This is a genomic window from Companilactobacillus baiquanensis (assembly GCF_003946605.1).
GTDB classification, from domain to species: Bacteria; Bacillota; Bacilli; order Lactobacillales; family Lactobacillaceae; genus Companilactobacillus; species Companilactobacillus baiquanensis.
Genome location: NZ_RHOQ01000008.1, coordinates 1 through 14037, shown reverse-complemented (window position 1 = coordinate 14037; position 14037 = coordinate 1). Strand labels below are relative to the sequence as shown.

Annotated in this window: 14 protein-coding genes and 1 pseudogene; 9 read left to right on the top strand and 6 right to left on the bottom strand. The window is 35.2% G+C overall.

Features of this window, described 5'->3' with window-relative positions:
• Nucleotides 1–143 precede the first annotated feature (143 nt).
• Entirely contained in the window at nt 144–2813 is a 2670-nt protein-coding gene (locus EKM77_RS09580; protein WP_125593843.1) for an HAD-IC family P-type ATPase, read from the top strand.
• Nucleotides 2814–2964: 151 nt separating this feature from the next.
• Here EKM77_RS09580 and EKM77_RS09575 read toward each other — a convergent pair whose 3' ends face one another.
• Entirely contained in the window at nt 2965–3483 is a 519-nt protein-coding gene (locus EKM77_RS09575) for a MarR family winged helix-turn-helix transcriptional regulator (RefSeq protein WP_125593842.1), read from the bottom strand.
• Between the two features lie 151 nt (nt 3484–3634).
• Here EKM77_RS09575 and EKM77_RS09570 point away from each other — a divergent pair, with 151 nt between their 5' ends.
• Nucleotides 3635–4570, top strand: a complete 936-nt coding sequence (locus EKM77_RS09570) for an ATP-binding cassette domain-containing protein (protein WP_125593841.1) — start codon at nt 3635–3637, stop codon at nt 4568–4570.
• Between the two features lie 15 nt (nt 4571–4585).
• Nucleotides 4586–5362, top strand: coding sequence for an ABC transporter permease (locus tag EKM77_RS09565; RefSeq protein ID WP_125593840.1), 777 nt, complete (start codon nt 4586–4588; stop codon nt 5360–5362).
• 191 nt (nt 5363–5553) lie between these two features.
• Here the strand turns inward: EKM77_RS09565 and EKM77_RS09560 are convergent, their stop codons facing one another.
• Both EKM77_RS09560 and EKM77_RS09555 read right to left on the bottom strand, forming a co-directional pair.
• The gene (locus tag EKM77_RS09560) at nt 5554–6120 is read right to left on the bottom strand and encodes an LOG family protein (RefSeq protein WP_125593839.1); all 567 of its coding nucleotides are present in this window, start codon (nt 6118–6120) and stop codon (nt 5554–5556) included.
• An 87-nt stretch (nt 6121–6207) separates the two neighbouring features.
• A complete protein-coding gene (locus EKM77_RS09555; protein WP_125593838.1) occupies nt 6208–7236 on the bottom strand; it encodes a lipoate--protein ligase in 1029 nt (342 codons plus the stop codon).
• Between the two features lie 131 nt (nt 7237–7367).
• Here EKM77_RS09555 and EKM77_RS09550 point away from each other — a divergent pair, with 131 nt between their 5' ends.
• The 4 genes from EKM77_RS09550 to EKM77_RS09535 all read left to right on the top strand — a co-directional run bounded on the left by EKM77_RS09550 (nt 7368) and on the right by EKM77_RS09535 (nt 11253).
• On the top strand, nt 7368–8795 hold the full coding sequence (locus EKM77_RS09550) for a C69 family dipeptidase (RefSeq protein ID WP_125593837.1): 1428 nt from the start codon (nt 7368–7370) through the stop codon (nt 8793–8795).
• A gap of 153 nt (nt 8796–8948) precedes the next feature.
• A complete protein-coding gene (gene sdaAB / locus EKM77_RS09545; protein ID WP_125593836.1) occupies nt 8949–9620 on the top strand; it encodes an L-serine ammonia-lyase, iron-sulfur-dependent subunit beta in 672 nt (223 codons plus the stop codon).
• A gap of 11 nt (nt 9621–9631) precedes the next feature.
• On the top strand, nt 9632–10498 hold the full coding sequence (gene sdaAA / locus EKM77_RS09540; RefSeq protein ID WP_125593835.1) for an L-serine ammonia-lyase, iron-sulfur-dependent, subunit alpha: 867 nt from the start codon (nt 9632–9634) through the stop codon (nt 10496–10498).
• Between the two features lie 215 nt (nt 10499–10713).
• On the top strand, nt 10714–11253 hold the full coding sequence (locus EKM77_RS09535; protein WP_125593834.1) for a ClbS/DfsB family four-helix bundle protein: 540 nt from the start codon (nt 10714–10716) through the stop codon (nt 11251–11253).
• Between the two features lie 192 nt (nt 11254–11445).
• Here EKM77_RS09535 and EKM77_RS09530 read toward each other — a convergent pair whose 3' ends face one another.
• Together EKM77_RS09530 and EKM77_RS09525 are read right to left on the bottom strand one after the other, a co-directional pair.
• Nucleotides 11446–11880 carry a nuclear transport factor 2 family protein gene (locus EKM77_RS09530; protein ID WP_125593833.1) on the bottom strand — a complete coding sequence of 145 codons (435 nt, stop codon included), beginning with the start codon at nt 11878–11880 and terminating at the stop codon, nt 11446–11448.
• A 65-nt stretch (nt 11881–11945) separates the two neighbouring features.
• On the bottom strand, nt 11946–13055 hold the full coding sequence (locus tag EKM77_RS09525) for an SLC13 family permease (RefSeq protein WP_125593832.1): 1110 nt from the start codon (nt 13053–13055) through the stop codon (nt 11946–11948).
• A gap of 190 nt (nt 13056–13245) precedes the next feature.
• Here EKM77_RS09525 and EKM77_RS10975 point away from each other — a divergent pair, with 190 nt between their 5' ends.
• Both EKM77_RS10975 and EKM77_RS09520 read left to right on the top strand, forming a co-directional pair.
• Nucleotides 13246–13398, top strand: a complete 153-nt coding sequence (locus tag EKM77_RS10975; protein ID WP_164507764.1) for a hypothetical protein — start codon at nt 13246–13248, stop codon at nt 13396–13398.
• A gap of 70 nt (nt 13399–13468) precedes the next feature.
• The gene (locus EKM77_RS09520) at nt 13469–13666 is read left to right on the top strand and encodes a hypothetical protein (RefSeq protein ID WP_125593831.1); all 198 of its coding nucleotides are present in this window, start codon (nt 13469–13471) and stop codon (nt 13664–13666) included.
• A gap of 153 nt (nt 13667–13819) precedes the next feature.
• Here EKM77_RS09520 and EKM77_RS09515 read toward each other — a convergent pair.
• Nucleotides 13820–14023, bottom strand: a pseudogene (locus tag EKM77_RS09515) (helix-turn-helix domain-containing protein); the annotation flags it as partial.
• Between the last annotated feature and the right edge of the window lie 14 nt (nt 14024–14037).

Sequence of the window (14037 nt, the reverse complement as noted above, 5' to 3'; positions counted from 1 at the left end):
GGTCTCTGCCTTATTTCATGCATTTTTATATATTAGTTTTTAGTGATTATAATCATATGACTTTACTTGAATAAAAATATTTGTTATCGTTTATATACACGGATAGCTTTATGATCCCACTTTATATGAAAGCGAGGTCTTAGATGGACAGAAAAAACTATCAAATAGATTTACAAGAATTAACAAAACAAAATAATATTCAAGATTTTGAGCAAGGTCTTTCAACTAAAGAGGCTAACAAGCGTTTAGAAGAATTTGGACCCAACAAACTTGAGTCGGAAAAAACTCCCAAATGGAAAATGTTCCTTAGACAATTTAACAATATGGTAATTTATGTTTTGATAATTGCCGCAATAATTACTTTAGTGTTAGGGCATTATTCAGATTCAATCATAATTGGTCTGGTTGTAATTATTAATTCTCTAATTGGATATTTTCAAGAAGCCAGTGCTTCTAATGCCTTAGAACGTATCAAAGAGATGCTTTCGATCAATGCCACGGTATATCGAGACGGCCAGAGAAAAGAAATTTCGGCTGAAGAATTAGTTCCAGGGGATACAGTCTTTTTAGAAGCTGGAGATAACGTACCAGCGGATCTTAGAATAATCAATTCAGATAATTTGAGGATTCAGGAATCTTCATTAACTGGCGAAACTAATTCGGTAGAAAAAATTTCTGATGTTATCTCAAAAGAAGTAGCACTTGCTGATCAAGTCAATATGGCATTTGCTTCAACGGCGGTTACTAAAGGTAGTGGTTTAGGATCAGTTGTGGCAACAGCAGAGAAGACTGAGATCGGTAAAATATCTGCCGAAGTAAGTTCGGTTAAGAAGCGTAAAACACCATTGATGCAAGTGATCGATAAATTAGGTAGTAGTGTATCGTACTTTATCGTTGCTGCAGCGATCGTGACATTCTTTATTGGATTGTTATTCAATGTTTATTCTATTTCAGTTCTATCAATGGCAATAGTTTCAATGGTGGTTGGTACGATCCCAGAAGGATTACCAGCGACTACTTCAGTAATTTTGGCTAAGGGTGTAAATGATATGGCTAAGAACCAAAATACTATCATTAAGACACTACCAGCTGTAGAAACTTTAGGTTCAGTCGACGTTATAGCGACTGATAAAACAGGTACTTTAACCAAAAATGAGATGACAGTAACAGATATTGTTATTGGGGATGAGAATTTTCAAGTAACTGGTATAGGTTATGAGCCAGTTGGAGATATTGTTAAAAATGAACAACCAGTTGAAATAGATGAAAAGATGCAACTATTTTTAGAGTCAGGTTATCAAGCTAATGATACGCATTTAAACAATGATAATGGTAAATGGAATATTGCCGGAGAACCAACGGATGGAGCTTTTTTATCGCTTTATCATAAGGTATTTCCACACGGTGAGGATTCTAATTATCAGAAAATAGATATCTTACCATTTGATTCTGATTTCAGATATATTGCTAGATTAGTTAGAAAAGATGATCAAAATTATCTATTTGTAAAAGGTTCTCCTGATAAACTATTTCAAATGGCCAAGAATAATGATGATAATTTTGCTCAAGATACTTGGTCAAATCGAGTTAAAGAATTTTCTAAAGATGGAAAACGAGTAATTGCCGTGGGTTATAAGAAAGTTTCGGACGAGACCACTTCAATTACGCATGACCTCATAAATAACGGACTGAACTTCTTAGGACTTGCTGCCATCATAGATCCACCAAGAGAAGAAGTAATTGATGCGCTTAAAGAAATTCGCTCCGCTGGTGTTGAAGTTAAAATGATTACTGGTGATAGTCCGATTACTGCATCAGCTATTGGTGAAAAGTTAGGCTTAGCTGATAAAATCAACGCTATAACGGGTCCTGAATGGGACAAATTGTCGGATGAGGAACGTATTAAAGCAGCCGATGAGAATCAAGTTTTCGCTAGAACAACTCCGGGAAATAAGATTGAAATAATTGAAGCTTTACAAAAAAATAATAAAGTTACCGCAATGACCGGTGACGGCGTGAATGATGCTCCTGCCTTGAAACAAGCTGATATCGGAGTATCAATGGGAATCAAAGGAACTGATGTTGCCAAAGATTCTGCCGATATGATTTTGACAGATGACAACTTCGCGACAATTTCCAAAGCTATTAGAGAAGGTAGACGTATCTTTGATAATATCAAGAAGAGTATTCTGTATCTTCTACCAATCTCTTTTTCAGAAGGGTTGATCATAGCATATGCCATTCTGACTAAAAGTGAGATTCCACTTCACCCGACACAATTGTTATGGATCAATATGGTTTCAGCAATAACGATCCAATTTGCTTTAACCTTTGAACCTGCTGAAGCGGGAATAATGAAGCGCCCGCCTAGAAAAACAGGTGCTAAATTAATGAGTCGACATGACTTATTCCAAGTTACTTACGTTTCCATTTTGATGGCAGTCGTCAGTTTAGTGATCGACGCTTTCTTACGTGGAAATGGTGTGAGCGCCGTGATTTCAAGTACAACGATGATTAATGTATTGATCATGGGTAAGATCTTTTACCTATTTAACATTCGTTCGCAAAAATCAGCTTTTTCAAAGAATTTCCTTTCCAATCCTAAAGCCTTTTATTTTGTGGGCTTAATGCTATTACTGCAAGTTATCCTTACTTACGTACCATTTATGCAGGGAATTTTCTACACAGGTTCTCTAGGCATGATGGAGTGGGGATTAGCAATAGTAGGTGGGTTTATCGTCTTGATAATCGCTGAGTTTGATAAGTATATTCGTAATTTGAAATTAAAAGGACAGTTTCAGCTTTTAGAATAAGAAGAATAGAGCGTGACATAAGGCGTTTAGAGACTGAGCATATTAGTAGATAAGCGGAGGTCTCTGCCTTATGGTACGCGTTTCAATAAATAAAAATCGTGATACAGCAAGAGGGTGTGACTTTCGTCACAGCCCTCTTTTTTTTGCAATTTTACAAAAACCAATCTCTGAAGTGGTCTTTAATAATTTGTTGAGACTTCTTAAATAACGTTGGCTGTTCGGAATTATTTATTTCGTCATAAAGGCTGTTGTTTATTTTAGTCAGTATATTAGTAAGTTGATCAAGTTCTTCATCTGATAACACTTCCAAAAAATCAGGGATTTTTGACGATTCAGTGTCGATTTTTTGCCTTCCTAAATCGGTTAAATGAATGACTGTCATACGACGATCTTTGTCGGATTTTTCTTTGGTTACAAGATTTTTCTTAACTAGTTTATTTACAAATTCGGCAGTTGATTGTGCAGTTAAATCAAGATTAGTAGCTAATTCTTTTTGTGAAAGTCCATCATTTTGTGACAAGGCCAATAGTATTTTACCTTGCCCTTGAAAGAAAGATTGATGTTCATTCTTATCATTATTTCTTTGTGCTATATTGTCCGCAGTGTGACGAACCATACCAAATTCGATTAGTTTACCTGCAGCGGCTTTTTGTTTAAGTAAATTGGACATTTGAGTATCCTCCTAGATTCATTATAATGGTTGATTTGAAAAAAGATAGTCAGGTATCCTGAATAAAACTCTTGCAATGTTAATCAGGTACCCTTACAATGTATTTGTTCAGGTAACCTGATTAATATTTTTAAAGCAACGAGGTAAGAAAATGAAAACAAGTAATGCAGTTGAAGTTAGAAATTTAACAAAAACATTTAATAATAATATCGTCGTAAATAATGTTTCATTTGATGTCAAAAAAGGTGAAGTCTTTGGATTACTAGGACCTAATGGTGCTGGCAAAACAACGACTTTACGAATGATGACCACTTTACTTAAGGCAGATAGCGGCAGTGTTAAGATCTTCGGTCACGATACTAGAAAAGAAGGGCGATTGTCACGATCAATGTTTGGCTTGACGGGACAATATGCTTCAGTTGATGAAGATATTTCTTCTCGAGAAAATTTGATGATTTTTTCACGGTTAAATGGATTATCAAGGACAGATTCTAAGAAACGAACTGTTGAATTGTTAGAAGAATTTTCATTAGTTGATTCGGCTGATAAGGCATTGAAAAACTTTTCTGGTGGAATGCGGCGCAGATTGGATTTAGCGGTTAGTTTAATCACTCGTCCAAAGTTGATTTTTTTAGATGAACCAACTACAGGATTGGATCCTCGTACTAGATCACAGATGTGGGAGACGGTCAGAAATTTGGTAGCAAATGGATCAACGGTCGTATTAACGACACAATATCTTGATGAAGCAGATCAATTAGCAGATAGAGTGGCAGTTATCGATCACGGAAAGCTAGTCAAAATTGGGACACCTTCAGAACTAAAAGAACAAGTTGGCGGTACTAATTTGAACTTTACCGTAAATAAATTAGATCAAGTAAATACCGCGGTTAAATTAGCAAAAGAACAGACTGGAACATTGGTTAACTTAACTAATCAGCAAATAAACGTCAAATTGGCCAAAATTGATCAATTAACGCCGTTATTAGTGGATTTAAAAAAATCTAAAATTTCTATAAGTAATCTAACAGTTCAAGAGCCTTCTTTAGATGATGTCTTCATGAAATTAACAGTAGGCAAGAATTAAATTGGAGGAATAATTATGGACGTACAAACACATCGTGGCAATTTAATAATGAATACAGCAACAATGGCTTATCGAAATTTACTAAAAACGATCCACAATCCTGATAGATTTATGGACGTTATCATTCAACCAGTTATGTTTATGCTGATGTTTGGATATTTATTTGGAGGTGCAGTTGCTGGTAATGTTAAGAACTATTTACCTACGATCGTTCCCGGAATCTTGATCCAAACAATGTTATCGGCAGCTTCTGGATCGGGATCTCAAATAAGAGAAGACCTAGATTCTGGAGTATTTGATAGATTTAAATCGTTGCCAATGGCACATATTGCACCTTTAGCGGGACAGCTTTTTGCTGATATTTTACGCTTAGTAATTGCCGCTATAACTTCTTTAACAACTGGATATTTAATGGGATGGCGCCCAATTGCCGGATTTGGTTGGGTAGTCGTTAGTGGATTACTGGCTATTTTTTCTGGCTGGGCATTATCTTGGGTCTTTGCTCTAGTAGGATTATTAGCTAAAAATGCAACTACGGTTGAAAGTCTATCGTTAGTAACAATGTTAGTATTATCATTCTTATCGAATGCTTTTATACCAATAAAAACTCTTTCAAAAACGATGCAAGTAATTGCATATATGAATCCGATAACCTATGTTATTACAGCCATTAGACAAATTCTGGCGACTGGCAGTCTGACTCATGAGGCTTTGTTGGTGCTTGTGTTTGGAATTGGAATCGTTGTGGTTTTTGCTCCATTGACCGTTTGGGCATATGATCGAAACAATTAGTTATTCAGAGCGTAACATAAGGCGGTTAGAGACTGAGCATATCCTAGAACATCGAATAATTGTGTACTTTCAATTGTTCGATGTTCGTAGATAGGCGGAGGTCTCTGCCTTATGCTACGCGTTTCAATGTGCCATAATCGTATATAGAAAAAAACACCGGTAATCTAAAAATCAGATTATCGGTGTTTTTTTTACTTAGCGTAAGTTCTTATCTTGGGTGGTATGTAATTTTCCATGAAGTGATAAATATTATCTAATGAGTCGGAAAAGAGCAGTTTTTCTCGATCTTCGACGCTTAGAAATTCTTTATTAGTCATTTGATCGAACATAGTTTTTAGTGGATCATAGTATCCAGCAACATTGAAGAACGCACTAGGATTACTGTTATCACCTAAACGTGCCCAGGAGAAGGCTTCTATTATTTCTTCTAAAGTTCCAGGACCACCGGGCAAAGCGATACAGCCATCGGAAAGATCCAGCATAGTTTTCTTACGTACGGACATGTCAGAAACTATTTGTAAATCACAATCTTTAAAAGCAGTTTTGCGGTCGTATAATTCTTGAGTTATGACTCCATGGACAATGCCGCCTTGTAGTCTGACTTCACTTGCCAGTATTCCCATTAGTCCAACTTTACCGCCACCGTAAACTAGCTCTAGATCGTTAGCAACTAACCAATCGGCTAATTGTAAAGCCGACTTTTGGTAAATTTTGTCATTTCCACTAGCTGCTCCGCAATAAACTGCAATTTTTTTCAAATTATGATCTCCTTTATTGATACTATTGTGAAAGTATTTTAGCATAGGAGATCAAAATAGTGGGAATGTATTTGCTAACATAAATATTTACTTAGAAAGCAATAAATCTACTAAAGGTTCGGCATCAATTTTACCTAAATTACCGGCAATATCTACTTTATTAAGGCTTGCAATTAGACTTTCTTTATCGAACTTAGTATTCAATAGAGCATCTTCAAGTACAGAAGGTTTACCACCAGTAATAAAGTCACCATAGATCTTAATAGCAGAAATTTCATTGTTATCATTTAATGAGAAGTTAAAGGCTACTGTACCAATGTCAAAGTGTTTTGATACGTAATTAGTAAATCCAGGGTTCTTACCGTAGTTCCATTCGTCAGTATCATATTTGTCAGCTAGACGTGAGTCGATGATCTCCCAGTCATGATCTGTCAAAGTGTAAGTTTCAATATCATCTACTGCATCAACTTTGAAAATGCGCTTTAATAATTCAAGCTTGAAGTGATCGGCATCCATACTCTTGAATGGTTCATCTAAGTATTGTTTGATGTTTGTAATACGGCTGTTAACTGACTTAACACCTTTTGATTCAAGTTTATCTTGTTCTGGAGTTAGAACTTTTGTGGCAGTATCCATATCAAGATCAAACATCAATGTACCACCGGCAGCATATGAGTCGCCGACTTTAAACATTGTCATTCCTGAGAACTTTTTACCGTCAATAACGATATCATTTCTACCACGCATTTCAGCACCAGTTGCACCCATTTCATGCAAAGCGTCAATGATAGGTTGGGCGAAGTAATTATAATCACCGAAATGATCATCATTACCTATAATAATATTTTCAAAGATCATATTTCCATAATCGTGATAGACTGCGCCACCACCAGAAGTACGTCTTACAAGTTGAATATTTTTCTCTTTTAGATATGGGAAATTTACTTCAGCGTAAGCGTTTTGGTTAACACCAACAATAACTGAAGGATTATTGATATACATAATTAAACCGTGACCTTTTAATTTAAGATCATTTACCAAATAGTTATCTAATGATTGATTAACAATTGCATTGTAAACAGGCTTCTTATTCTTTGATGTATCTATGAAGAACATCTAATCACACTCCCTCAAAAAATTATGACACATATTAATTGTAAGCCTTAACATATTAAAAGAAAACGTATTTTATTTTTGCATATATTCTGTTACTCTTAACTTGAAAACTGAATTGGAGGAGAGAAGATATGATTGATCGTTTGAAAGCATCTGCATGCACGTCGATTTTGGTTGGCAAAAAGGCCAGCATGGATGGATCTACTTTGATTTCCAGAAATGAAGATAGACATGCTGCTATTGAAGGAAAAAGACTGATTGTTCAACCTGCTGTTTCGGGTCGTCAGGAGACATATGTTTCACCTTATAATAAGTTAACCGTTCCATTACCAGAAAGCGGTTACAAATATATTTCTATGCCTAACTCAGATCAAACTGCTGGTCCTAATGAGGAAAACGGATTTAACGAGAAAAATGTTGGTGAGAGTGCCACAGAAAGTATTTTTGCGAATGAACATGTTTTAGCACTAGATCCATTTATTAAAAACGGTTTAGCTGAAGACTCAATGACAACACTTGTATTGCCATATATTGATTCAGCTCGAGATGGAGTACGTTATTTAGGTGAACTAGTTAAGAAATATGGATCTGCCGAAGGTAACGGTGTTCAATTCAACGATAAAGATGAAGTTTGGTATATGGAAATTGTTACTGGACATCAATGGGTAGCGGTTCGTATTCCTGATGACTGTTACGCTGTTACAGGTAATCAAACTTCAATTCAAAATATTGATTTCAATGATCCTGATAATTATATGTGGGCTGACGGTATTCAAGACTTTGTTAACGACAATAATCTAAATCCAGATTTTGAAGGATTTAATTTCCGTCGTATTTTTGGTACTGATACCGAATTTGATCGTCATTACAATACACCAAGAGTTTGGTATGCTCAAAAATACTTTAATCCATCACTTGAACAAGATCCTGAATCATCAGATATGCAATTTATTCGTAAACCAGAATTCAAGATCACACCAGAAGACATTCAATTTGTTTTAGGATCACATTACAATGAAACAAAATATGACCCACTAGGTACAGGCTGTGAGAAAGATAAACATATCTATCGTTCAATTTCCCTAGCTCGTACAGCACAATCACACGTATTGCAATTACGTGATTCAGATAAAAATGGTGCCGCAGCTATCGAGTGGGTTTCACTAGGTGTTCCATCATTTTGTCCATATGTTCCATTCTTTGCAAATGTTAATGATATGGATTCATCATACACAGATGTTCCAGAGAAATTAGATTTGAAGAGTGCCTTTTGGATGTATGAATCACTAGCAATGCTAGTAGAATCACATTATAAAGAATTCATTCAAGATGATATTGATTATAGAAAAGAATTGTCAGAATGGGCACATAGAAAGATCGATGAAGTTGATAAGAAAGCTGTCACAATGTCAGGTGATGAGCTAACAGATTATCTAACAAAACAAAACGCAGAGATCGTAAAGCATTATAACGATAAAACTAAAGAATTAATGGCAAGTTTAGTAACAAAAGGAACAGAATTATCCAAGTTACAATTTGTTAGTGGACAATGGCATTAAAACAGAGCGTTTTTGTTAACTTAGCTGTGTATTTGTACTAAAATAAGCGTTATAAATAGAGGGGAACCATATCCGTAGATGGATATGCCCCTTTTATTTTTGCCAAAAAATATATATGGGGAAAATATTTTGCCAGAAATAAGGGAGTAAATTATGAAAAGTTTACGTTTTAATAGTGTTTTTGACATAATAGGTCCGGTCATGGTTGGACCTAGTAGTTCGCATACAGCTGGGGCTGCCAGAATTGGCAAAGTTGTACGCAGCATTTTTGGTGAAGAACCAGATAAAATAACGATTGATCTGTATGAATCATTCGCCAAAACTTATCGTGGCCACGGGACTGATGTCGCTATTGTCGGAGGTTTATTAGGCATGGCTCCAGATGATGAAAGGCTGTCTGAGTCTTTAAAAATTGCTTATGACAAAGGAATAAAAGTAGCATTTGTTCCTAAAAGTGACAAAGTTGATCATCCAAATACGACTAAGATCACAATGTTTAAAGGTGATCGTAAACTGACTGTTACAGGGGTTTCAATAGGTGGTGGAAATATTCAAATTTCTGAGATCAATGGATTTAAGATCTCATTGAGTATGGGGACACCAACTTATATAACGATTCATCAAGATGTTGCCGGTATGATTGCCAAGGTAACGGACGTATTCTCAGATCGAGATATAAATATTGGTACTATGACCGTTACACGTGAATCAAAAGGTGAAAAAGCGATTATGATCATTGAAGTTGATGATAGAAAAGATCATGAAGAGATATTAAAAGAATTGCAATCACTAAAAAATATGGATAACGTTACGTTCTTTGAATAGGAGGATATATTATGTTTTATACAGTTAAGGATTTAATTGAACAAAGTCATGAGTATCCTTCAATAGCTGATTTAATGATTTCTGTGGAGATGGAAAATACTGGACGTAGTAAAGAAAAAATTCGTTCATTAATGGAATGCAACTTTGAAGCCATGGAAAAATCAGTTAAACAAGGAATTGCCGGTGTTAAGTCAGTTACTGGACTAACTGGTGGGGATGCTAAGAGACTCGATCAGTATATAGCTGATGACGATTTTTTAAGTGGTAAACCGATTCTGGAAGCGGTCAGAAATGCAATTGCCGTTAATGAAGTAAATGCCAAAATGGGACTTATCTGTGCAACACCGACGGCTGGTAGTGCTGGTGTTTTAGCTGGTGTCTTGATGGCAATGCGTGATCGTCTTAAAATGACTCGAGCAGAACAAGTTGATTTCTTATTTGTAGCTGGAGCTTTTGGTTTAGCAATTGCCAATAATTCGTCTATTGCCGGCGCAGAAGGCGGATGCCAAGCAGAAGTAGGGTCGGCAAGCGCAATGGCTGCAGCGGCCTTAGTTTACGCTAAAGGAGGCACTGCTGAACAGTCTGGTTATGCTGTAGCAATTACTTTGCAAAATATGATGGGATTGATCTGTGATCCAGTTGCTGGACTTGTTGAGGTTCCTTGTGTAAAAAGAAATGCTTTAGGATCATCTCAAGCCATGATCTCGGCTGACATGGCATTAGCTGGAATTAAAAATGTTATTCCAGTTGATGAAGTTGTTGAGGCTATGCATAAGGTTGGACAACAAATGCCAGGTATCTTCAAAGAAACAGCAGAAGGTGGATTAGCAACGACTCCAACAGCATTAAAACTCAAAAAAGAAATCTTTGGCGATTAATTATAATAAAGGAATATACCAAAAATAATAAAATTGGTATATTCCTTTTTTTGATTGATTATTTGTCGCTATGGCCCATTGCAGCAGCATATATAGGAAGAAAAATAGTTTACAAAATGCTATCGTGAAATTTTTCATAAGTTCTTTTATAACAATTGTGACATTTTGAAGTCTATAATAAATATTGGAGAAGTCCCGAGTAGGACTCAAAATCAATGAAAGGTAGCGACGGTATGCGGGGATATAAGAATTCAGCAGAATTAATTGACCAAATAAAAGAGAGTTATCATAAATTCATTGATGAATATCAGGGTATTACTGATGGTGTGGCCGATGAAAGAATCGACCAAGTTGAGAAGACACCACGAGAAATGCTCTCTTATCAAGTCGGGTGGATTAATATGATTCTTTCTTGGGAAAAAATGGAAGAAGGTGGCGGAGAAATTACTACTCCAACACCTGGATATAAGTGGGATCAAATGCGTGAGTTATACCACGACTTTAACGTTAAATATGGTTCTGATGGTTTGGAAAATGAGGAAGAAGAACTTAAAAAAGTCGTTAAAGAGTTGATCAGTTGGGTAGATCATATGTCCTCAGATGAATTATTCAAACCAGGCGAAAGAAAATGGGCCACTACTAAGGCAATGTGGCCAGTAGCAAAATGGATCAGGATCAATACGATCTCACCATTTACTAATTACAGTCGTCAAGTTAGAAAATGGAAGAATTATAATTTAAGACAAAGAGCATAAAAGTGAATTGAAACAGGAGTCTGGGACAAAACAGTTTTGTCTCGAAATATGCAGCATAAACGTGGAACAAAGCATAGCTTTTTCCGCTTAAAACGAAAGGGTCCAGTAATCTAAAATCAGATTACTGGACCCTTTCGCCTTAATGCTCGAAAGCTGAACATGTTTTGTCCCACTCTCCTGTTTTGTCGTGTTCTATTTATTCAATGGTAAATTCAAAATAAAATTATTTTCTAATTCTTGAATCTTCCAAAGACCATTTATTTTTTTGAATTTACAAAGATACTTGGCATTTTGAATCATACCCGTTTCTTTGTCATCTTGAATGCCTGTCCATGTAACTTGATTGTAAGTAATACTAGAAGCACTGTTGCCACTTAATTTGATCACACTTTGTCCATTTAGATGATAAACGCTTTTAAAAGTTATACCGGTATCAGAAAATGCCTTATATATAGCATCCTTACCAGTGATCTCAGCAACTTTTTGACCTTCATTGATAACTCTAAAGGTAGCATCATCGGTAAAATCTGCTACTTGTTTTTCTGGATTTAACTCGTCTGAACTGATCGACAAATTATCAATTAATTCTTGAATTTCAAGCTTATCAGATATTTCTTGTAAGTTCATATCATCACCTCTGATTAAAATATAGCATTAAAAAATCCGCATTGAATGATCCAATGCGGATTTGTCTATTGAAATAAATCGATCATGAAATAACCGATAGTTCCGATGATTATTAACATTGTAAAGTTAATAATTGAAAAAGCAATTAAATATTTGCCGGGATTCTTTTTAAAGAAGAATTTATATTGTTTGAATGCTAGTAAGTTTGCTAATGAAGCAACAACAGTTCCCAAACCACCAATATTAGTACCTAAGAAGATAGCATGAACATAAGTCGAAAACTTAGAAACTAAAATAGTAGTTGGTACGTTACTAATAAACTGACTAGTAACGATCGAAGTTAGGTAGGCACTGGTCCTTGTTTGGATAAAACCTGACAAGTGACTAACTATTTGCGGATCACGGTTGATATTTCCAACGGCTATGAAGAAACACATAAAAATCAAGACGATAGAATAATCAACCGATTTTAAAATATTCGGATTTATAAAAATAACTAGAAGTAAAGCTGCGACCAATGATCCCCACATAGGAATAACAGAAAAAATTCCTAAAAATATAATAACTGTAACAAAGGCTGCCAAAGCCAAACTAGGAATATTTAGTTGTACCGCCGTTAATTTCGTTAACTCAACTTTATTTTTTGGAAAAAATCGAGTTATAGCAAAAATTGCTAGAAAGTTGACGATAGTTATCGGAGCCGACATAACGAAAAATTGCATGATTCCAAGATTGTAGTGAGTCAATAGGAATAAGTTATGCGTATTACCGAAAGGAGTAAAGATACTTCCCAGATTAGCCGCCATAGCTATGATTATGACTGGATAGATCGGATTTACTTTTATGTGTTTAGATAACTCATAAAACAATGGTACTAAAGTTAAGATAGTAACATCATTTGTTAAAAACATAGCTCCGAAGAATGCCAGTGATGCCAAAGTGAACATCAGTTGCTGCGTAGTTTTAGCTTTATGTGTTAAGTAAGCTGCATAATATTTTAAAAAGTCTAGATAATCGTATATTTGAATGATTATCATCATTGAAAGCAAAGATGCGATCGTCTTCCAATTTATATCCATAAGTCGCGGTGGACTGATGAAAATTGAGGTGAGGATCGCTGCAATACCAGCGATCCACAGCACCTTATCTGAAAATACTCGTTTTAAAACTACCATTTACGTTTCCCCTAATAAAAGAAGTGCCTCTAACTAGTATAAAGATTATTTGTTCAATGAAAAAGACAAATATGTAAATTTTTATTAATTTAGCTCTCAAATCTTAAATTTTAAGAAAATCTTTCCCATTAAAAACCTTATTCATTGTAACTTAGTTATACTAGATAGCAATAACAAGGAGGTAGGTAAAATGTATTTATTATTAATATTCTTAACGTTTATTGTTGGAATTGCCATTGCCACAGTATCTTTCAAAGCTAAGAAAGAATCATTATATTACCTGCTGCTATCAACAGGAACGATGATGTTTTTCCTAGGCATTTATATGGCAGTTCCCAAGTAAAAAAAGTAGTGCGTTTTAGGCGGTATCTTGATATAATTTCCTTACTTTTAAAGTATGGGGGTAACCGCTTATGATGAGAATGCGTATAGCACTTTTAACATTAGTATCAATGTTATTAACAATTACTGAAATGACTGTTAATCCGATGTTTTATGTAGGGAGAATTTTCTTAATACTTTCATTGGCGATAGCGGTGCTTGCTGGATTTAATTTTATAAGATCAAACTGGCAAGTTAATGAGGATGACGATTTACCAGATTCAGAATAATTCTAAAATTCAAAGAAATAAGAGAGTGGAATAAAACATGTTCAGCTTTCGAATATTAAGGTAAGCAGACCCAGAAATCCAAAATTAGATTTCTGGGTCTGCTTATTTTTTTGCGATTAGTGTATTTGATATACCTCGAGAAGGGTTTTTTAATCTTTGTTTGAGTGTTTTGATTCGTTCTTGTACAAGTGCTATTGGTATTTTTACCTGACGAAGCTTAAATAATTCAGTATTCATACCATTCATTTCATTATAAATAAAACGACTAGCATCGCTGTTACGCTTGATCAAATTTTTTTGAGCATTGGATGGAAAAATTCTAAGTTTTACACCGTAATGATATGGAAGCTGTGACATGGTCTTACTCAATT

What these genes read in the sequence shown, in the direction of transcription:
- EKM77_RS09580 (WP_125593843.1), top strand. Translation starts at nt 144, where the DNA reads ATGGACAGAAAAAACTATCAAATAGATTTACAAGAATTAACAAAACAA.
- EKM77_RS09575 (WP_125593842.1), bottom strand. Translation starts at nt 3,483, where the DNA reads ATGTCCAATTTACTTAAACAAAAAGCCGCTGCAGGTAAACTAATCGAA.
- EKM77_RS09570 (WP_125593841.1), top strand. Translation starts at nt 3,635, where the DNA reads ATGAAAACAAGTAATGCAGTTGAAGTTAGAAATTTAACAAAAACATTT.
- EKM77_RS09565 (WP_125593840.1), top strand. Translation starts at nt 4,586, where the DNA reads ATGGACGTACAAACACATCGTGGCAATTTAATAATGAATACAGCAACA.
- EKM77_RS09555 (WP_125593838.1), bottom strand. Translation starts at nt 7,236, where the DNA reads ATGTTCTTCATAGATACATCAAAGAATAAGAAGCCTGTTTACAATGCA.
- EKM77_RS09550 (WP_125593837.1), top strand. Translation starts at nt 7,368, where the DNA reads ATGATTGATCGTTTGAAAGCATCTGCATGCACGTCGATTTTGGTTGGC.
- sdaAB (WP_125593836.1), top strand. Translation starts at nt 8,949, where the DNA reads ATGAAAAGTTTACGTTTTAATAGTGTTTTTGACATAATAGGTCCGGTC.
- sdaAA (WP_125593835.1), top strand. Translation starts at nt 9,632, where the DNA reads ATGTTTTATACAGTTAAGGATTTAATTGAACAAAGTCATGAGTATCCT.
- EKM77_RS09535 (WP_125593834.1), top strand. Translation starts at nt 10,714, where the DNA reads ATGAAAGGTAGCGACGGTATGCGGGGATATAAGAATTCAGCAGAATTA.
- EKM77_RS09530 (WP_125593833.1), bottom strand. Translation starts at nt 11,880, where the DNA reads ATGAACTTACAAGAAATATCTGATAAGCTTGAAATTCAAGAATTAATT.
- EKM77_RS09525 (WP_125593832.1), bottom strand. Translation starts at nt 13,055, where the DNA reads ATGGTAGTTTTAAAACGAGTATTTTCAGATAAGGTGCTGTGGATCGCT.
- EKM77_RS10975 (WP_164507764.1), top strand. Translation starts at nt 13,246, where the DNA reads ATGTATTTATTATTAATATTCTTAACGTTTATTGTTGGAATTGCCATT.
- EKM77_RS09520 (WP_125593831.1), top strand. Translation starts at nt 13,469, where the DNA reads ATGATGAGAATGCGTATAGCACTTTTAACATTAGTATCAATGTTATTA.